Source organism: Pseudomonas sp. 18.1.10, from assembly GCF_024655625.1.
In the GTDB taxonomy this organism is placed as follows: domain Bacteria; phylum Pseudomonadota; class Gammaproteobacteria; order Pseudomonadales; family Pseudomonadaceae; genus Aquipseudomonas.
The window spans coordinates 1-20219 of the sequence record NZ_JANLGL010000104.1 but is presented as its reverse complement, the minus strand read 5'-3'; the positions used below and the strand labels follow the sequence as shown (position 1 = coordinate 20219).

At 60.9% G+C, this 20219-nt stretch carries 15 protein-coding genes; 7 read left to right on the top strand and 8 right to left on the bottom strand.

The window, feature by feature from the left end:
• Nucleotides 1-87 precede the first annotated feature (87 nt).
• On the bottom strand, nucleotides 88-657 hold the full coding sequence (locus NUV89_RS17845) for a lipocalin family protein (protein WP_017734862.1): 570 nt from the start codon (nucleotides 655-657) through the stop codon (nucleotides 88-90).
• Between the two features lie 30 nt (nucleotides 658-687).
• Nucleotides 688-942, bottom strand: a complete 255-nt coding sequence (locus tag NUV89_RS17840; RefSeq protein ID WP_017734861.1) for a hypothetical protein — start codon at nucleotides 940-942, stop codon at nucleotides 688-690.
• 222 nt (nucleotides 943-1164) lie between these two features.
• On the opposite strand from NUV89_RS17840, the gene NUV89_RS17835 reads away from it, so the two are divergent.
• Nucleotides 1165-1437: a type II toxin-antitoxin system Phd/YefM family antitoxin gene (locus tag NUV89_RS17835; protein ID WP_003171142.1), complete on the top strand. Its 273-nt coding sequence runs from the start codon at nucleotides 1165-1167 to the stop codon at nucleotides 1435-1437.
• Nucleotides 1434-1757, top strand: a complete 324-nt coding sequence (locus NUV89_RS17830) for a type II toxin-antitoxin system RelE/ParE family toxin (RefSeq protein WP_257782343.1) — start codon at nucleotides 1434-1436, stop codon at nucleotides 1755-1757. The genes NUV89_RS17835 and NUV89_RS17830 overlap by 4 nt, the downstream gene beginning before the upstream one ends.
• 54 nt (nucleotides 1758-1811) lie before the next feature.
• Here the strand turns inward: NUV89_RS17830 and NUV89_RS17825 are convergent, their stop codons facing one another.
• From NUV89_RS17825 to NUV89_RS17810, 4 genes are all read right to left on the bottom strand, one after another.
• Complete coding sequence (locus NUV89_RS17825; RefSeq protein WP_017734859.1) at nucleotides 1812-2822, bottom strand: class 1 fructose-bisphosphatase; 1011 nt, start codon at nucleotides 2820-2822, stop codon at nucleotides 1812-1814.
• Nucleotides 2823-2918: 96 nt separating this feature from the next.
• Entirely contained in the window at nucleotides 2919-4268 is a 1350-nt protein-coding gene (locus NUV89_RS17820; protein ID WP_257782342.1) for a DUF3999 domain-containing protein, read from the bottom strand.
• Nucleotides 4268-7768, bottom strand: a complete 3501-nt coding sequence (locus NUV89_RS17815; protein ID WP_257782341.1) for a DUF2339 domain-containing protein — start codon at nucleotides 7766-7768, stop codon at nucleotides 4268-4270. The genes NUV89_RS17820 and NUV89_RS17815 overlap by 1 nt, the downstream gene beginning before the upstream one ends.
• A gap of 213 nt (nucleotides 7769-7981) precedes the next feature.
• Entirely contained in the window at nucleotides 7982-10432 is a 2451-nt protein-coding gene (locus NUV89_RS17810; RefSeq protein WP_257782340.1) for a glycogen/starch/alpha-glucan phosphorylase, read from the bottom strand.
• 240 nt (nucleotides 10433-10672) lie between these two features.
• Between NUV89_RS17810 and NUV89_RS17805 the strand changes: the two genes are divergently transcribed.
• Nucleotides 10673-11107 carry a YkgJ family cysteine cluster protein gene (locus tag NUV89_RS17805; protein WP_017734855.1) on the top strand — a complete coding sequence of 145 codons (435 nt, stop codon included), beginning with the start codon at nucleotides 10673-10675 and terminating at the stop codon, nucleotides 11105-11107.
• A gap of 203 nt (nucleotides 11108-11310) precedes the next feature.
• Here the strand turns inward: NUV89_RS17805 and typA are convergent, their stop codons facing one another.
• Both typA and thiI read right to left on the bottom strand, forming a co-directional pair.
• Nucleotides 11311-13131: a translational GTPase TypA gene (gene typA, locus NUV89_RS17800; protein WP_017734854.1), complete on the bottom strand. Its 1821-nt coding sequence runs from the start codon at nucleotides 13129-13131 to the stop codon at nucleotides 11311-11313.
• 139 nt (nucleotides 13132-13270) lie between these two features.
• The gene (thiI, locus tag NUV89_RS17795; protein ID WP_257782339.1) at nucleotides 13271-14725 is read right to left on the bottom strand and encodes a tRNA uracil 4-sulfurtransferase ThiI; all 1455 of its coding nucleotides are present in this window, start codon (nucleotides 14723-14725) and stop codon (nucleotides 13271-13273) included.
• Nucleotides 14726-15059: 334 nt separating this feature from the next.
• Between thiI and glnA the strand changes: the two genes are divergently transcribed.
• From glnA to ntrC, 4 genes are all read left to right on the top strand, one after another.
• Complete coding sequence (glnA, locus tag NUV89_RS17790; RefSeq protein WP_017734852.1) at nucleotides 15060-16466, top strand: glutamate--ammonia ligase; 1407 nt, start codon at nucleotides 15060-15062, stop codon at nucleotides 16464-16466.
• Between the two features lie 239 nt (nucleotides 16467-16705).
• Nucleotides 16706-17299, top strand: a complete 594-nt coding sequence (locus tag NUV89_RS17785; RefSeq protein ID WP_257782338.1) for a hypothetical protein — start codon at nucleotides 16706-16708, stop codon at nucleotides 17297-17299.
• Nucleotides 17300-17600: 301 nt separating this feature from the next.
• Nucleotides 17601-18686 (top strand): nitrogen regulation protein NR(II), encoded by a 1086-nt coding sequence (glnL, locus tag NUV89_RS17780; protein WP_017734850.1) that lies wholly within the window; start codon nucleotides 17601-17603, stop codon nucleotides 18684-18686.
• Entirely contained in the window at nucleotides 18683-20119 is a 1437-nt protein-coding gene (ntrC, locus tag NUV89_RS17775) for a nitrogen regulation protein NR(I) (RefSeq protein ID WP_017734849.1), read from the top strand. Before glnL ends, ntrC begins: the two co-directional genes overlap by 4 nt.
• Nucleotides 20120-20219 lie beyond the last annotated feature (100 nt).

The window sequence follows — 20219 nt, the reverse complement described above, 5'->3', positions numbered from 1 at the left end:
GCGGTGTGTCAGTCACTGCATCCGGTGCTGATGTACCGCTTTCGCGAGCAAGCCCGCTCCCACATTTTGATCCGCGTTGATTCAGACTTATTGCGAAGTCTTCGCCATCTGCTTGTCCGACGTACGCCAGATCAACCGCGTGGTGTCATACCCCTGCTGTCGCGCCCGGCTCAGCAGGTCTTCGCGGGTGTCGGCATTGACCGTCGGCGTACGCGACAAGATCCACATGTAACGCCGGCTCGGGCTGCCCACGATGGCGGTCTTGTAGTCATCGCTGACGTACAGCACCCAGTAATCGCCCTTGGCGACGCCCGGCAGCAACGACGTAAACCAGTTGTTGAATTCCACCCAGAGCTTGTCGGTCTTGCCCGGCACTTGCGGCGTGGCGGTGCCTTTGGCTTCTTCCCACTTCCACTCAGTGGTCAGGCAGCGGTTGAACACCGACATGTCGCCATCCGGCAACAGGGTGTAACGGGCTTCGGACTGCGCGCAGTTGCGCTGGAAGTACATCGGCAATCGCGCCAGCTCGTACCAGGTGCCCTGGTAACGCTTGAGGTTGACGTTGCTCGCGGTCTTGGGTTGCAGATCATCGCCAGAATGGCTGGCGCAGCCTGCCAAAAACAGGCTGGCGCAAAGGTATAAAACAAAACGCATCATTCTTCTTCTCCCGCAGGCTCGCGCCCCGGTTTACTTCAGGCCTTGCCCGGAAAACATCAGAACCTTGTCACCGGCATATTGCACGCTGATAAAGCTGGTTTTATCGCCCCAGGTGCAGCTGGACATACCCAGTGCGCCGGAACAATCGGTCGGCTTACCCAACAGCGACTCCACCTCGGCCTTGGCCATGCCAGCCGACAGCTTTGCGTAGTTTTCTTGATTGACCTTGCTGCAAGCGGCCAACAGCACGCAAAAAGTCAGCAGGGCGAGACGGCGTAACGACATGGAAAAACTCCTGGAGGGACGAAGCAGCATGGGGGTCTGCCAGAAGCTTAGAAGGGAAAAGGGGTTTCTGGTTCCCGATGGCGGGGGGTATTTATTTTTTCTGAGAACTGGCCCTTTTCACTGCATTTGCGAACACGTAGATATCATCCTTTCATCGGACGCCACCTATGCAAGACCAAATTAAGACTAAAATGAGTCGCATCGCCAAGCGAGGGCCCACCCATGAAGTTTTCATCTCAGATCAAACCGATCAGCTACCTGAAAAGTCATACCGCCGAGATCGTAAAAACACTCACTGAAAGCCGAGAACCACTGGTCATCACCCAAAACGGTGAAGCAAAACTGGTGGTGATGGACGTGAAGAGTTTTGAGGAGCAAGCAGAAACCATGGCCTTGCTGAAGCTGTTGGCCCTGGGCAATCGGCAGATTGAATTGGGGCAGTTCCAGGACATGGAGGACGTGTTCGCCGAACTGGATAAGGACGACGCTCAATGACATTCAGGGTTGTGATTCTCCACTCGGCAAAAAGCAACCTCAAAGACATCAAGTCATACGTCATTCGACAGTTCTCGACATCGACCTGGCAACACACCTATGACGCGCTTAAACAGACAATGCGTCGGCTAGAAACTCATCCCCATGCTGACTCAATACCGGAAGAAATCGAGAAGCTTAATCTCAGCCAATATCGACAAGTCATCAGTGGGATGAACCGGATCATCTACGAAATCCGAGACCAGACCATTTACGTACACGTCATCGCTGACACCCGGAAAAACTTGCAGGCGTTACTGCTAAAAATCCTGATTCAATAAATAAAAAAGCCCCGAAACGCGTTCAACGTTTCGGGGCTTTTTTAGCACAAGCTCTTACTTCTTGTGATACGCCGTCACACGCTCAACTTCTTCCTTCGAACCCAGGAACACCGCCACACGCTGGTGCAGGCCTTCCGGCTGGATGTCGAGGATGCGCTGGTGACCGTCGGTGGACGCGCCGCCCGCTTGCTCAACCAGGAACGACATCGGGTTGGCTTCGTACATCAAACGCAGCTTGCCCGGCTTGGACGGCTCGCGGCTGTCGCGTGGGTACATGAACAGGCCACCACGGGTCAGGATGCGGTGCACGTCGGCAACCATCGCAGCCACCCAGCGCATGTTGAAGTTTTTCTTCAACGGGCCTTCTTCGCCCGCCATCAGTTCGCCAACGTAGCGGGTCACCGGTTCTTCCCAGTGGCGCTGGTTGGACATGTTGATCGCGAATTCCTGGGTCGCGGCAGGAATGGTGATGTCTTCGTGGGTCAACACGAAGCTGCCCATCTCGCGGTCCAGGGTGAAGCCTTTGACGCCGTCGCCCAGGGTCAGCACCAGCATGGTCTGTGGGCCATAGATCGCGTAGCCGGCGGCAACCTGCTGGGTGCCTGGCTGCAGGAAGGCCTTTTCGTTCAGCGGCTCGTTCTGGCTCAGGTATTCGTTCGGGCAACGCAGTACCGAGAAGATGGTGCCAACCGGGGCGTTGATGTCGATGTTGGACGAACCGTCCAGTGGGTCGAACACCAGCAGGTACGCGCCTTTCGGGTATTTGCCCGGAATCTGGTAGGCATTGTCCATTTCTTCGGACGCCATGCCGGCCAGGTGACCGCCCCATTCGTTGGCTTCGAGCAGGATCTCGTTGGAGATCACGTCGAGTTTCTTCTGCACTTCGCCCTGCACGTTTTCAGTGCCCATGCTGCCCAGGACACCACCCAGTGCGCCTTTGGACACGGCGTGGCTGATTTCCTTGCAAGCACGCGCCACCACTTCGATAAGGAAGCGCAGATCGGCAGGCGTGTTGTTGCTGCGGGTCTGCTCGATCAAATAGCGACTCAAGGTAACGCGGGACATGTAAGGCTCCGGAGAATGGGGGGCTTAAAAACCCGCGCAGTTTAACGCGAGTCGGGGCTTATTTCCTCTAATCAGAGGATTTAACGCCAATAGAGTTCACGGTTTGGCCTGGGGCTTGCGCAACAAACTGTAGGCCATGCCTCCCAGCGCCGCCACGCCGAGCAGGAGCACGGCCCACAGGCCGAGTTTCTTCCAGTCGGCAGCGGCGTCCGGCGCAGCGGCAACGCTGGCTGTTTTGACCGCCACCTCGCCCGCTACCTGCGCCTGCCCCAGCGTCTTGAAGCGCTCGGCGCTGTAGTCCGGGATCAGCGTGGTCAACGGCAGGTTCGCCGCCTTCACCGACGCATTGCCCAGCGCCAGGGTAAACGGCGGCTCACCCCGCGCCAGGAACACCAGCTGCGTGGCGCGCACCGCAAAGCGCAGGGCCGGCGCCTCGACGCCCAGGCCGCCGCCGCGTTCGTCCACCTGCAACTTGAGCTCAGTAACCACCTGCCCCGGCAACGGCAACTCATCCTGCACCACGTCCTGGCCGTTCTGGGTCAGGCGGTAGAGCAAACCGTTGCTCAACGGTTGCCAGGCCTGCTGGCTGTCGCGACGCCCGGACAGCGTCACCGGCGCCAAGGTGTTGGGCTGCTTCAATTCGACACGCAAGCGCTCGACGTTCAGCCCGGTCGGCAACTGCCAACTGTATTCGCCCGCCTTGAGCCGCATGCCCGCCAACGGCGGCGACCACACCAGCGGCAGCGGCAGGCTGCTGCGCGTGGCGCTGACCAACTTGGCCGAGGTCAACTGCGGCGCGGCCTGGCCTTGCCACACCAGGCGCAGGTAACGCGCGGATTGCCCCGGCAGATTCACGTCGTGCTGCTCGACCCGCTCGTCGGCAAACGACAGGCGCGCCACTTGCCCGTCGCCCCAAGGTGTCCAGTGCTGCAAATCATCGCTGGCCTCGATGCTGAAACGCTGGAAACCATCCCGCTCGCGACTCCAGTCCAGGCTCAGTTGCTGCAACGGCGCCTTGATCGCGCTGGCGTCCAGCACCCAACCGCGCAACACCTGCTGCACCTGCGGCGTGGAGGGGCGGATTTCCAGCAATGTGCCCTCGGCGGTGGATTTCATCACCACGCCCGGCAAGGCCTCATGGGTATCGGCGGCGTACAGCGGGAACCACTTCACGTCCGCCACATGGCGGCTTTCACTGCGCTGCGCGGGTTGGCGGGACAGCGCGTAGGCCTGCGTTTCTCCGGCGGCGTTAAACACCCGCACGTCGCTGAGATCGGCCTGACGCGCGCGCAGTTGCACCGCCAAGGGCAACTCCAGGCGATACCAGGGGCCGTTGCCGCTTACCGCCAGCGGCACCTGGACCGCAAAGTCGGCCGGCGTTTCCTGGGCGGAGGCCGCCGAACACACTAGCCACAATGCCAACCCACTCAGACTCAGCTTGCCCATCAAGACGATGCTCCCTCAGTTTCCACACGCTTGGGCGGCAGCGGCGCAAAGTAGCCCACCACCAGCAACAAGCCGCCCACGCCGATAAACGACACGATCCGCGCCAGCCCGCCACGGTTGCTCAACTCGACAAAAAACAGCTTGGCCACCACCAGCGCAATCAGCGCCGCGCCGATCAGCCACACTTCGCGACGATGGCGCAGGTGGCCGCCGATCATCAGGCCGAGGGCGATCAGCGTCCACACGATCGACAGGCCGGCTTGCACCAGCATCGATTCGAGCAACGCATCCAGCTGGAACGGCACGCCGCCCCAATGGTGCGCGGTGCGCATGACCAAGGCGGTAAAGAACGCAAACAGCGAAATGCCCGCCACACCCTGGGCGATCAACGCCACACGCGGCCCACGCTCCGGCGCGGCACTGCGCGACCACAGGTAGATGCCCAGCAGCGCGAACAGCAAACCCAGATCCAGCGGGTTGAGCAGCGGCACATAAGGCAGCGGCTCGGCCGTGCCGTCGCTGAACATATTGGCCAACCAGAACCAGCCCAGCATCAGCACCGCCAACGGCAGCGCGGCGAGCACGCGGTATTCCCGTGGATACGCCGCCACCGGCCACGGCCAGTTGCGCGGCGCAGCGGCCAGCACCAGGTACAGGCTGGGCAGGATCGCCCAACCGAGCCAGCGCCAGGCGTTGTACTGGTCCGACAGCAGCAACAGGCCGTAACGCAGTTCCAGCGCCAGCACGCCGATCAGCATCCAGCAGCCCAGCACGTGGGCCGCGCTCAGCACCTTGCCGGGCACGGTCGCCGCCAGGCGCCGCAGCGAGAGGAAATGCACGGCGAACACCGTCAGCCACGCCAGCCAGCCAAACTGCGCCGCCGGGTGGTAATAGCCGTGGGCAGACACCAGCAACACCACGCCCGCCGCTGGCATCAACAAGGTGCACAGCATGCCCAGCGCCGCCCAGTTCAGGCGGGCGGCCAGCAGCGTCCAGATCGCCACGCTCACGGCGGCGATGGCCAACAGGAACGCGCCTTGCAATTCTCGTGGGGCAAAGCGCAGCACTTCGCCGACCAGCGCCAACACCCACCACGCCGCGCCCCACACCAGCAGCAGGTCGGACAGGCGCTGCAGTCTCAGCACGGCAAACACCGGCGCATGGGGTTCACGCTGCAAGCGCCAGGCGCCGACCAGTGCGGCCAGGCCCAGTACCAACGGCGTCCAGAAACCGCTGTGGGCCAAGGGTCGCAGGCCTTCGCTGGTCAACGGCCCCAGCAGTTCCGGCACCGACAGCAGGAATGAACCGCCGCCGATCAGTTGCAGCAGCAAACCGAACACAAAACTCACGCGCTGTTGCAGGTACAGGCTCAGCCAGATGATAAACAGCCCACTGGCCGCCCACACGCCGCTGGCGCTTTGCCACGGCAGCACGAACAGCACCGCGAGGTTTATCAGCACCAAACCCGCCAGCAGCACCACCGACAGCCCGCGCAGCAAGCGCACGTCGCCGCGCACCATGTCGTCGCGCGCCGCCAGCAGCATGCCACCGATCAAGGCCAGGCCGATCAGCGACGCGGTGAGCAAGCCACTCCAGCCCGCACTGAACACCGCCGCGCCTTCACCGCCTTGCAAGCGCAGGAGGAACAACGCGCCGCCCAATAGTTGCACGGCGAACGCGGTGAAGAGGAAGGTGCGCGAGCCGATGCGCAGGCCGACAAACAGCGTCAACAGCCCGGCGATGGCCCAACTGATGGCGGTGCCTTGGGTCTGCAACAGCAACGGCGCCAGCAGGTACAAAAAGCCCAGGCCAAGGCTCGCCAGTACCGGCAGGCCTTTGCGCTCCCAATCCGCCGCCTGTTCATTCGGCGCCTTGCGCAGTTGATCGAAGCTGAACAGCAGCGCCGCGCCGAGCAGCAGCGCGCCCAGCGGTGCGCCATCGAGCAAAGTGTGTTCGCCGATGCGCAGCTCGCTGAGGAACGCCAGCGCCGAGCCCACTTGCAGCAGCAAGCCGAACGCCCGCGCCAATGGCCGCTGCTGGCGCAAGCCCAGCCAGAAGATCCCGGCGCCTTCCACGGCCCAGGCGGCAGCGGTCCAGCGCGCATCGAGGCCCAAAGGAATCGCCAGGCTGGCAAAGATCACACCCAGTGCCAGACAGGTTTCGGCCAACAACAACAACGCACGGCCACCCCTGAGCAGTCGCGCCAGGCCCATGTAGATAATGCCCAGGCCCAGCGCACTGAACGCGGCGGCAAACTCAAGGTGCTGCACCAGTGCGAACTGCAAGCCAAAGCCCACCAGCGGTGGGCCGAACAACAGGCTGCCATCGACATAATCGCCCTTGGCAGCCGACCAGCGCAGCAACGCGTCACGGCTTTCAGGCGCGTCACCCATTTCCAATAGCTTGCGCCGGGCAAACAACAGGCCGATGGCCAGGTACATGAGGAAAAACAGGATCAGGAACGGCTCGGTGCTCCACAGCAGTTCCGGCGTGTAGGAGCGCAGGCCCCAGGCGAAGCCGATGCCGAAGGTGCCGACAAAGCCGATCAGGTTGAGCAGGCGCCACGCCTTGAACCAGGCGATGGCGAGGATGCCGGCGTTGAGCAAGGCGAAGTAGCTGAACAACGCCACATGGTTGCCGGCGCCGGTGGACGTGAGGATCGGCGCCGCAAAACCGCCGAGCGCGGCGGCGCAGGCCAGGCCCAAGGCGTCCTGGGTAATCGCCAGGATCGCCGATAACACCGTGACCGCCACCAGCAAGCCCAGCGCCGCGCCGGGATCGATCAGCGGATGCAGGCGCATCGCCGCGAATACCGTGAGGTACAGCACCGCGATCCCGGTGCCTTGCAGCATCAAGCCGTAGTTGCTGTTGCGCAGGCGCAGCCACCAGCCCAGGCCCAGGAGGGCGATGGCCGCGGCGGCGACACCGGCGTAGCGCACCTCAATCGGCACCACCATGCCTTCGGTGGCGTAGCGCAGCAAAAAGGCCAGGCCGAGGAACAACAGCACCACGCCGACTCGCAGCACAGTGTTGCCGCCAAACAGCCAATTGCGCGCACCGCTGATGGCGCGCTCGATCAGGTTGGGGCCACGGGGAATTGCCGGTGCTTTTTCCGGGCGCGGCGTCGGGGCCCAGGCGTCTTCCGGCAGTGGTCGGCTCGTTTCGGCCACCACGGCGACGGGCGCCAATTCGGCCGGCAGCTCCCAGACCAGCTCGGGCGCCTTGGCTACGGGGGTCGGTTCGGGGATCGGGGGTTCGACGATGACACTGCTTGGCGGCGCGGGCACTTCCAGCTGCCGCAGGCGTTCACCCAGGGCGATCAGCGCCTTTTGCGTGGTTTCCAGCTGGCTTGCCTGCTTGTCTGCCTGGGTCGCCAGTTGCGTGAGGCGGATCGCCTGGCCAATACCCAAGCCCAGCAGCGCACCGATACCGGCATCGCTGAACGACTCGTCGAGCGTCCAGCCGAGCGCGAGGCCAATCAGCATGAAAATCCATTGCATGGTCGATAATCCCTGGGCAAACCGAGGCCTAGTATATCGACGCAAGCGCAATGTGGGAGAAGGCTTATGTGGGCCTATGTGGGAGCGGGCTTGTGTGGGAGCGGGCTTGCTCGCGAAAGCGGTGCATCAGTCGACATATTCGTTAACTGACACACCGTCTTCGCGAGCAAGCCCGCTCCCACACAAGCCTGCTTCCACAGGGTGGTGCGGGGTCTAGTCCAACGCTTTCCAGATTTCGGTGGCGTACTCGCGGATGGTCCGGTCGGAACTGAACCAGCCCATCCGCGCCGTATTGAGCACCGCCGAGCGCCACCACGCCTTGGAATCGTGCCAATGCGCTTCGACCCGCGCCTGGGCGTCCCAGTAGGAATCGAAGTCGGCACACACCAGGAAGCGGTCGTAGTCGACCAACCCGTCGATCAAGCCCACATAACGCCCCGGATCATCCGGCGAGAACACCCCGCCACGGATCGCTTGCAGCACATCGTTGAGGCGATGGGACGCGGCAATATCGGGCCCGGCGTTGAATTCACCGGCATGTTTACGCGCTTCCACCTGCTGCGCGCTGAGGCCGAAGATAAACATGTGCTCGGCGCCGACGCGCTCGTGCATCTCCACGTTGGCGCCGTCCATGGTGCCGATGGTCAGCGCGCCGTTGAGGCCGAACTTCATGTTGCTGGTGCCCGAGGCTTCAAAGCCGGCGGTGGAGATCTGCTCGGACAAGTCCGCCGCCGGGATGATGCTTTCCGCCAGGCTGACGTTGTAGTTGGGCAGGAACACCACCTTGAGCAGACCACGCACGGTGGGGTCGTTGTTGACGGTGCGGGCGATGTCGTTGGTCAGCTTGATGATGAGCTTGGCCTGGTGATAACTGGCGGCCGCCTTGCCCGAGAAGATCTTCACCCGTGGCACCCAGTCGGTGCCCGGTTCGGCGCGGATCGCCTGGTACAGCGCCACGGTGTGCAACAGGTTGAGCAGTTGGCGCTTGTACTCGTGGATGCGCTTGACCTGCACGTCGAACATCGCCGCCGGGTTCACCGAGATGCCCAGGCGTTCGTGGATGATTTCTGCCAGTGCCCTTTTACTGTGCAAGCGTTGCTCGGCGAACTCCTTGCGGAACGCCTGCTTGTCGGCAAACGGTTCCAGCTCGATCAGGCGCTGTTCGGGTTGGTCGAGGATGTCCGGGCCCAGGGCTTGCACCAGCATCTCGGTGAGCTTGGGGTTGGCCTGGTACAGCCAGCGGCGGAAGGTGATGCCGTTGGTTTTGTTGTTGATCCGCTCGGGGTAGAGCTTATGCAGTTCGGAGAACACTGTGCTGCGCATCAACTGGGTGTGCAAACCCGACACGCCGTTGACGCTGTGGGAGCCGAGGAACGCCAGGTTGCCCATGCGCACGCGGCGGCCGTTGTCTTCTTCGATCAGCGAGACGGCGCGCAATACGTCGAAGTCGTGGATGCCCTTGGCACGCAGCGAATCGATGTGCTGGGCGTTAATCAGGTAGATGATCTGCATGTGCCGGGGCAGCATGCGTTCCATCAAGCCTACCGGCCAGGTTTCCAATGCTTCGGGCAGCAGGGTGTGGTTGGTGTAGGACAGGGTTTCAACCGTCACATCCCACGCGGCGTCCCATGGGATGTCGTGCAGGTCCACCAGCTGGCGCATCAACTCGGCCACGGCGATGGACGGGTGGGTGTCGTTGAGCTGGATCGCGGCGTGTTCGCCCAGGCTGAGCACCGAGCCGTGCATGTTCTTGTGGCGGCGCAGCAGGTCTTGCAGGGAGGCGGCGACGAAGAAGTATTCCTGGCGCAGGCGCAGTTCCTGCCCCGCTTCGGTGCTGTCGGCCGGGTACAGCACGCGGGAGATGCTTTCGGCGCGGGCCACTTCGGCGACGGCGCCGAGGTGGTCACCGGCGTTGAAGCGTTCCAGGTGCAGGTCTTCGACGGCGCGGGCACGCCACAGGCGCAGGGTGTTGACGCTGGCACCGCGCCAGCCGACCACCGGGGTGTCGTAGGCAATGGCGCGTACGGTTTCGCTGGGGGTCCAGCGCTGGACCATCTTTCCAGACTCATCTTCCAGTGTTTCGACGCCGCCACCAAAGCCGATCGGGTAGACCACCTCAGGCCGTTCGAACTCCCACGGGTTGCCGAAATCCAGCCAGTGCTCGGTTTGTTCCTGTTGCCAGCCATCGACAATCGCCTGGCGGAACAAGCCATGTTCATACCGGATGCCATAACCGTGACCGGCAATGCCCAAGGTCGACATGCTTTCCATGAAGCACGCCGCCAAACGGCCGAGGCCGCCGTTTCCGAGCGCCGCGTCGGGCTCCAGCAGGCGGATGCGCTCCAGGTCCACACCCAGCTCGGCCAGGGCTTCGCGGGCAATCTCCAGCACGCCGAGGTTGCTCAGGCTGTCGTAGAGCAAACGGCCGATGAGGAACTCCAGGGAGAGGTAATACACACGTTTCTGACCTTTGCGGTAGATGCGCCGCGTGTGGTCCATCCAGTGATCGACCATCTGGTCGCGTGCGGCCAGGGCAATGGCTTCGAACCAGTCGTGGTCGAAGGCGTGATCCGGGTCCTTGCCCACCGCGTAGGTGAGTTTGGTCAAGACGGCATCGCGGAATGCGGCTACCTCTGCTTCTCGTGCAAGTGGTTCCTGAGACATCAGATGCGACCTCGGGCGAGATAGAAGGAGTTGCTAGAGCCTAGACGGTCTGACACACGGTGACCGCTCTGGTTCGGCACTTTTTTAACGCATTTACCTTTGCCGGTTTTTGATGCATTGGCCGTGCCTGCTTTTGCCGCAAGCGCACCTTCTGGCCGAAACCCGCAAAATATTGTTCAAAAAATCACCAATCCCGGTATGATCGCGCGCCCGGATACAGCCCCACCTTTTGGAACCCTGATGAAGCCTCAACTGATCGCCGCCGCGGAACTCGACCGTCTTGAAACGTGGCAGAAATACTCCGCGCACATGTGCGGTGGCTGCGTGTCCAGCTGCTGCACGCTGCCGGTGGAAGTGAAGGTCAAGGACCTGATCCGCATTGGCCTGGTCGATGAGTTCGAACTCGGCGACCCAGCGAAGAACATCGCCAAGCGCTTGCAGAAAGAAGGCATCGTTGAGCGCTTCAATTCCAAGTCCGAGATTTTTACCCTGCAGCGCATGAGCAACAACGACTGCCTGTTCCTGGATCGTAAGACGCGCTTCTGCACTATTTATGACAAGCGCCCGGACACCTGCCGCAACCACCCGAAGATCGGTCCGCGCCCGGGGTATTGCGCGTACAAGCCGAAGGAAGTGGTGCGCGAGACCAAGTTCAAGACCCTCGATAAGTTCTGATCCAAATTTTGTATTGCTTGGACTACCGCTTTCGCGAGCAAGCCCGCTCCCACATTTGACCGAGTTCCAACTTTGGAATGCATTCAAATGTGGGAGCGGGCTTGCTCGCGAAGAGGCCGGCACAGTCACCCCATATTTTGCAGGCACAAAAAAACGCCCCCGGCCTTTCGACCGGGGGCGTTTTTCATTCAGCCTGAGTTAACTCAGTTCTTGGCTTTCTTGGCAGCGCGGGTACGCTCGCCTTCGTCCAGGATCTTCTTACGCAGGCGGATCGACTTAGGCGTAACTTCGCACAGCTCGTCGTCCTGGATGAATTCCAGGGCCTGTTCCAGGGTGAAGCGAACAGGTGGAACCAGAGCGATGGTTTCGTCTTTGCCCGAAGCACGCATGTTGTCGAGCTTCTTGCCTTTGGTTGGGTTGACGCCCATGTCGGTGTCACGGCTGTTCAGACCAACGATCTGACCGTTGTAGATCTCTTGACCGTGTTCAACGAACAGCTTGCCACGCGCCTGGAGGGTTTCCAGGGAGTAGGTCAGCGCCTTGCCGGTTTCTACCGATACCAGAACGCCGTTCTGACGGCCGGACATTTGACCGGACTTCATCACGTCGTAACGGTCGAAGATCGAGGTCAGGATGCCAGCACCGTTGGTCAGGGTCAGGAACTGGTTACGGAAACCGATCAGGCCACGAGCAGGGATGTTGTATTCCAGACGTACACGGCCTTTGCCATCCGGCACCATGTTGGTCAGGTCGCCCTTACGCAGGCCCATCTCTTCCATCACCTTGCCCTGGGATTCTTCCGGGGTGTCGATGGTCACGTTTTCGAACGGCTCGTTTTTCACGCCGTCGACAACGCGGATGATCACTTCTGGACGACCAACGCCCATTTCGAAGCCTTCGCGACGCATGGTTTCGATCAGTACGGACAAGTGCAGCTCGCCACGGCCCGATACTTTGAACTTGTCAGCCGAGTCGCCTTCTTCAACGCGCAGTGCAACGTTGTACAGCAGTTCTTTGTCCAGACGTTCCTTGATGTTACGGGAAGTCACGAACTTGCCTTCTTTACCGCAGAATGGCGAGTCGTTTACCTGGAAGGTCATGGAAACGGTTGGCTCGTCAACGGTCAACGGCTTCATCGCTTCAACGTTCAGCGGGTCGCACAGGGTGTCGGAGATGAACAGCGAGTCCATGCCGCTGATGCAGACGATGTCGCCGGCAGCCGCTTCTTCAACGTCTACACGGTGCAGACCGTGGTGACCCATCAGCTTCAGGATACGGCCGTTACGCTTCTTGCCGTCGGCGTCGATAGCCACAACCGGAGTGTTCGGCTTGACGCGACCACGAGCGATACGGCCAACGCCGATAATGCCCAGGAAGCTGTTGTAGTCCAGTGCCGAGATTTGCATCTGGAACGGGCCGTCACGGTCAACTTTTGGCGCTGGTACGTTGTCGACGATCGACTGGTACAGCGGGGTCATGTCTTCAGCCATGTCGGTGTGGTCCAGACCGGCAATACCGTTCAGGGCCGAGGCGTAGACGACTTTGAAGTCCAGCTGTTCTTCGGTGGCACCCAGGTTGTCGAACAGGTCGAAGATCTGGTCCAGAACCCAGTCCGGACGCGCGCCTGGACGGTCAACCTTGTTGATGACCACGATTGGACGCAGGCCGGCTTCGAAAGCCTTCTTGGTCACGAAACGGGTTTGCGGCATAGGGCCGTCTTGGGCATCAACCAGCAGCAGAACGGAGTCAACCATCGACATTACGCGTTCTACTTCGCCGCCGAAGTCGGCGTGGCCCGGGGTGTCCACGATGTTGATGTGGTAGCCGTTCCAGTTGATGGCGGTGTTTTTCGCCAGGATGGTAATACCGCGCTCTTTTTCCTGGTCGTTGGAGTCCATCACGCGCTCGTCGTTGAGCTCGTTGCGCTCCAGGGTGCCGGATTGACGCAGGAGTTTGTCTACCAGGGTGGTTTTACCATGGTCAACGTGAGCAATGATGGCGATGTTACGTAGATTTTCGATCACTTGTGTATCTCGATCAGAGGATTCGGTGTGCTGACAGGTCGTGGCAGCGATTAACAGTAGAGTCAGGCCTTGCCGTTACAGCTTGACGGCAGAGTCGGGGGGCCGGTGACGCAGGCCACAGGCAAACAGCCCCGGGCTCTTAGCTCGGTCGATAAACGCGCACATTGGCATGCCCCTCACTGAGCAAATGGTGGGCATGCAGGCGACTCATCACGCCTTTGTCGCAATACAGCAGGTACTGACGGCTGTTATCCAGTTCCTTGAAACGCGCGTTCAATGCATAAAACGGCAGCGTTTGTACGTCGATGCCAGCGATTTCCAGCGGCTCATCTTCAGCGGCATCCGGGTGACGGATGTCGATGACGATCTGGCCCGCCAGGGCTTCGCTGACTTCTTCGATCTTGATGTCCTGGCCCAATTCGTCGATCACGCGATCGATCGGCACCAGCTTGGCGTTCTCGAGCGCACGCTCCAGAACGGCCATGTCGAACTGTTGTTCTTCGTACTCCACGCGGTTGCGCTTGGCGTGGGTCTTGGGGTTCACCGAGATGACCCCGCAATATTCCGGCATGTGCTTGGCAAAATCCGCCGTGCCGATTTCTTCGGCCAGGTCGATGATGTCCTGCTTGTGGCTGGCGATCAGCGGGCGCAAGACCAGCTTCTCGGTGACGCAATCGATCAGCGACAGGTTCGGCAGCGTTTGGCTGGAGACCTGGGAGATGGCTTCACCGGTCACCAGGGCGTCGATCTGCAACTGATCGGCGATCCGCGACGCAGCGCGCAACATCATACGCTTCAATACCACGCCCATATGACTGTTATCGACTTTGCCGAGAATTTCTCCCAGCACTTCCTCAAACGGCACGCTTACAAATAGCACGCGTTGGGAGCTGCCGTACTTCTTCCAGATAAAGTGCGCGACTTCCATCACGCCCAATTCGTGTGCACGCCCGCCCAGGTTAAAGAAGCAGAAGTGGCTCATCAGGCCGCGGCGCATGATCTGGTAGGCCGCCACCGTGGAATCGAAACCGCCGGACATCAACACCAGGGTCTGTTCCAGGGCGCCCAGCGGGTAGCCGCCGATGCTGTTGTGCTGGCTGTGGATGACAAACAACCGTTGGTCGCGAATTTCCATGCGCACTTCAATTTGCGGCGCTTTCAGGGAAATTCCGGCGGCGCCGCACTCGCGACGCAGCTTGCTGCCGACGTATTTCTCCACATCCATGGAGCTGAAGCTGTGCTTGCCGGCGCGCTTGCAACGCACCGAAAAAATCTTGCCTTCGATCTCGCTGCCGAAGTGCTGTTTGCACTTCTCGGTGATGTCGTCGAAGTCGCCCAGCGGGTACTCATCCACCTGCAGGAAATGCGCGATGCCCGGCATGCAGCTCAGGCGCTCGGTCATATCCTTCAAGGCTTTGGCGTCGGTGATGCGGGTTTCCAGCTCGAGGTTGTCCCACACGCCGTTCACCACCACAGCCGGGTCCAGGTCACGGAGCACGGCACGGATGTTCTTGGCCAACTGACGGATGAAACGCGTCCGTACCGGTCGGCTCTTGATGGTGATCTCGGGGAAGACTTTAACGATTAATTTCATGGAAACAGCGCGCGCCGGGCCTGCTGAAAAAGGGGGGCGCGGATTATAGCGGAAATCGCTCAAGGTTTAACCAGTTAATATGCATCGGGATGCCTGCGCACTAAAGAGGTGCATTTTCAGGCGCTGCCGCCACATTGCGGTGCGCGATTTTTGCGCATTTGTCGCATTGCACCTTTATAGGGGCGTTTTTGAAGCAAAAAACCCATGTTGGCGCACTGGCATGCAATTTGCTCTCTTGTGAGGCAGGTTGCCATGGCGGACTATCCGCGCCGGCATCACCCACATTCTAAGGGCTAACTCCACTACCCCAGCCCGAAGCCACCCGGAGGACACTATGTCGAAGTCGGTTCAACTCATCAAAGATCATGACGTTAAATGGATTGATCTGCGCTTCACGGACACCAAAGGCACGCAGCACCACGTGACCATGCCGGCTCGTGACGCGCTGGAAGACGACTTCTTCGAAGTCGGCAAGATGTTCGACGGTTCCTCCATCGCTGGCTGGAAAGGCATCGAAGCCTCCGACATGATCCTGCTGCCGGACGACGACTCCGCCGTACTGGACCCGTTCACCGAAGAGCCGACCCTGATCCTGGTCTGCGACATCATCGAACCTTCGACCATGCAAGGCTACGATCGCGACCCGCGCGCCATCGCCCACCGTGCCGAGGAATACCTGAAGACCACCGGTATCGGTGACACCGTGTTCTGCGGTCCAGAGCCTGAGTTCTTCATCTTCGACGAAGTGAAGTTCAAGTCCGACATCTCCGGTTCGATGTTCAAGATTTTCTCCGAGCAAGGCTCGTGGATGTCCGACCAAGACATCGAAGGCGGCAACAAAGGCCACCGTCCAGGCGTCAAAGGCGGCTACTTCCCAGTACCTCCGTTCGACCACGACCACGAAATCCGTACCTCCATGTGCAACGCGCTGGAAGAAATGGGCCAGGTCGTTGAAGTTCACCACCACGAAGTGGCAACTGCTGGCCAGAACGAAATCGGCGTCAAGTTCAACACCCTGGTGAAGAAGGCCGACGAAGTTCAAACCCTGAAATACGTTGTCCACAACGTAGCTGACGCCTACGGCCGCACTGCGACCTTCATGCCTAAGCCGCTGTACGGCGACAACGGTTCGGGCATGCACGTGCACATGTCCATCGCCAAAGATGGCAAGAACACCTTCGCTGGCGAAGGCTATGCCGGCCTGTCGGAAACTGCCCTGTTCTTCATCGGCGGTATCATCAAGCACGGTAAGGCCCTGAACGGCTTCACCAACCCGGCGACCAACTCCTACAAGCGTCTGGTACCAGGCTTCGAAGCACCGGTCATGCTGGCCTACTCGGCCCGTAACCGTTCCGCCTCGATCCGTATTCCTTACGTCAACAGCCCACGCGGCCGTCGTATCGAAGCACGTTTCCCGGACCCGGCTGCCAACCCGTACCTGGCTTTCGCCGCGCTGCTGATGGCTGGCCTGGACGGCATCCAGAACAAGATCCACCCAGGCGACGCCGCCGACAAAAACTTGTACGACCTGCCGCCTGAAGAGGCCAAAGAGATCCCACAAGTGTGCGGCAGCCTGAAAGAAGCCCTGGAAGAGCTGGACAAGGGCCGTGCGTTCCTGACCAAAGGCGGCGTGTTCAGCGACGACTTTATCGATGCCTACATCGCCCTGAAAAGCGAAGAAGAAATCAAGGTCCGCACCTTCGTACACCCACTGGAATACGAGCTGTACTACAGCTGCTGATCCGGTAGCGCTGCTTAACGTGGCGTGACAAAAAAGACCTCCTTCGGGAGGTCTTTTTTTTGCCTGTTTGCCTTGTCCGATCACACCCCAGTTCAGTGCAGGCCATTTCCGGTCATTTCATAAATTTGCAGAAATATCCGACATACCCCAGACAGCCGATTCGCCAGGATGCAACGACCAGCCGCCACCCTCCTGCGTACTTAGCAATGAATCCCACCTGCAAACGCCTATGCTCACTGATGCTCATGCTCAGCCCGCTGGCCTGCGCACAAGAACGCACGTCCTCCCCAATCAACAACTTCGTGCCCGCCACCTGGATCGTGCAAGCGCCCGAGCCGCGCAGCAAGATTACCAGCGTGCACATCGACGGCATGGCCGCTCACGCTGACGAGACCAGCATTGCGATCCTGCAAGTCGCCTGCTATCGCTCACCTTTGCGCCCGGTCATCTCGCTGTACACCCACACCGATGAACTGCGCTTCAATCCCAGCATTTATGAAGGTAAAAGAACCCGGCCAACAGACCCCCTCAGCCTCACGACAGGTGCGCTTCCCGCCCACACCTATCCCGTAAACGGCTACTACAGCGCAGAACACCCGCAACCGCAGGGTGCACTGTTCAAATTCACCATGCCGGCCAATCGCCGCGAGTTACGCGAGTGGATCAGCGCTGATATGGCCGGCCACCCCATCAAGATAAAACTGCCTTCAGCCGTCCGCGGAGGCACACCGTTGACTGCGGTGTTTTTATTGCCGCACGACAATGGTGGCCTGCGCGAAGTCATCACCCCTTGCCTGAACAACAGAAAGACCCCGCCGAAAAAGCCTTCCTGAATCCAGAACGCCACGGCTGCGTGATCTCCCGCCCTACCACTGCCAACAAAGCCTTTTTCAGCATTCCTGAACAGACCCGCCAAATACGCACTATATTGGTGCGCAAGACTGCCCCCTTCCCACCCATCAGCCCATTTTGGTTCGAAACTTCCCGGGCAAGCCGGCAGACCGCCACAGATTCGCGCCCTAAACCCCCATTCCAGGGCATTTACGCTTCTTTTCGGAGCCTTGGTTTGGTTTTTGCATTTTCCTTGTATCAGCGTGTGCCTCAAGCCCGCGCCTTGCTCCAAAAGAGGTCCTGATGACCATCAGCGATGCACTGCACCGTTTGCTACTCGACAACCTGACCACCGCGACCATCCTGCTCAATGACGACCTGCGTCTTGAGTACATGAACCCGGCGGCGGAGATGCTCCTGGCCATCAGCGGCCAGCGCAGCCATGGGCAGTTCATCAGCGAATTGTTCACCGAGTCGGCGGAAGCCTTGAGCTCGTTGCGCCAGGCGGTGGAGCAGGCACACCCGTTTACCAAGCGCGAAGCGATGCTCACTGCCCTCACCGGCCAGACACTGACCGTCGATTACGCCGTGACTCCGATCCTCAGCAACGGCACGACCCTGCTGTTGCTCGAAGTGCACCCCCGCGACCGCCTGCTGCGCATCACCAAGGAAGAAGCGCAGCTGTCCAAGCAGGAGACCAGCAAGATGCTGGTGCGCGGCCTGGCCCATGAGATCAAGAACCCGCTGGGCGGCATTCGTGGCGCGGCGCAGTTGCTGGCCCGCGAGTTGCCCGACGAGAACCTCAAGGACTACACCAACGTCATCATCGAAGAAGCCGACCGCCTGCGTAACCTGGTGGACCGCATGCTCGGCTCCAACAAGCTGCCGTCGCTGGCGATGACCAACGTGCACGAGGTGCTGGAGCGCGTCTGCCAACTGGTCGAAGCCGAAAGCCAGGGCTGCATCACCTTGGTGCGCGACTACGACCCAAGCATTCCCGACGTGCTGATCGACCGCGAACAGATGATCCAGGCGGTGCTCAATATCGTGCGCAACGCCATGCAGGCCATCAGCAGCCAGAACGAGTTGCGCCTGGGCCGCATCAGCCTGCGCACCCGCGCCCTGCGCCAGTTCACCATCGGCCATGTGCGCCATCGCCTGGTGACCAAGGTCGAGATCATCGACAACGGCCCGGGCATTCCTGCGGAACTCCAGGAAACCATTTTCTTTCCCATGGTCAGCGGCCGCCCGGACGGTACCGGGCTGGGCCTGGCCATTACCCAGAACATCATCAGCCAGCACCAGGGTCTGATCGAATGTGAGAGCCATCCTGGCCACACCACGTTCTCGATCTTTCTGCCTCTGGAACAAGGAGCCCCATCGACATGAGCCGTAGTGAAACTGTCTGGATCGTCGATGACGACCGTTCTATCCGCTGGGTCCTCGAGAAAGCCTTGCAACAGGAAGGCATGACCACCCAGAGCTTCGACAGCGCCGACGGCGTGATGAGCCGACTGGCGCGCCAGCAGCCGGACGTCATCATCTCCGACATCCGCATGCCCGGCGCCAGTGGCCTGGACCTGCTGGCACGGATTCGCGAGCAGCACCCGCGCCTGCCAGTCATCATCATGACCGCGCACTCGGACCTGGACAGCGCTGTCGCGTCCTACCAGGGCGGCGCGTTTGAATACCTGCCCAAGCCGTTCGACGTGGACGAGGCGGTGGCGCTGGTCAAGCGCGCCAACCAGCACGCCCAGGAACAGCAAAGCCAGGAAGCCCCGCCGGCCCTGACCCGCACCCCGGAAATCATCGGCGAAGCGCCGGCGATGCAGGAAGTGTTTCGCGCCATCGGGCGCTTGAGCCACTCCAACATCACCGTGCTGATAAACGGCGAATCCGGCACCGGCAAAGAGCTGGTGGCTCATGCACTGCACCGTCACAGCCCCCGGGCGGCCTCGCCGTTCATCGCGCTGAACATGGCGGCGATCCCCAAGGACCTGATGGAGTCCGAGCTGTTCGGCCACGAGAAAGGCGCCTTCACCGGCGCCGCCAACCTGCGGCGCGGGCGCTTTGAACAGGCCGACGGCGGCACGCTGTTCCTCGATGAAATCGGCGACATGCCGGCCGACACCCAGACCCGCTTGCTGCGTGTGCTGGCGGACGGCGAGTTCTACCGCGTGGGCGGGCACACGCCGGTCAAGGTCGACGTGCGCATCATCGCGGCGACCCACCAGAACCTGGAAACCCTGGTCCACGCGGGCAAGTTCCGTGAAGACTTGTTCCACCGCCTCAACGTCATCCGCATTCATATCCCGCGCATGTCGGACCGTCGCGAAGACATCCCGACCCTGGCCCGCCACTTCCTCAGCCGCGCGGCCCAGGAGCTGGCCGTCGAGCCGAAGCTGCTGAAAAGCGAGACCGAGGAATACCTGAAAAACCTGCCATGGCCGGGCAACGTGCGCCAACTGGAAAACACCTGCCGCTGGATCACAGTGATGGCGTCCGGTCGCGAAGTGCATATCAGCGACCTGCCACCCGAGCTGTTGAGCCTGCCACAGGACTCGGCGCCGGTGACCAACTGGGAGCAGGCGCTGCGCCAATGGGCCGACCAGGCATTGGCTCGCGGCCAGTCGAACCTGCTGGACAGCGCCGTGCCGGCGTTTGAGCGGATCATGATCGAGACCGCCCTGAAGCACACCGCCGGTCGCCGTCGCGATGCTGCCGTGCTGCTAGGTTGGGGCCGCAATACCTTGACCCGCAAGATCAAGGAATTGGGGATGAAGGTTGATGGTGGGGATGATGACGAGGGCGATGACGCCTGACATCTCTCTAACATCCACCGAAAATCCAATGTGGGAGCGGGCTTGTGTGGGAGCGGGCTTGTGTGGGAGCGGGCTTGTGTGGGAGCGGGCTTGCTCGCGA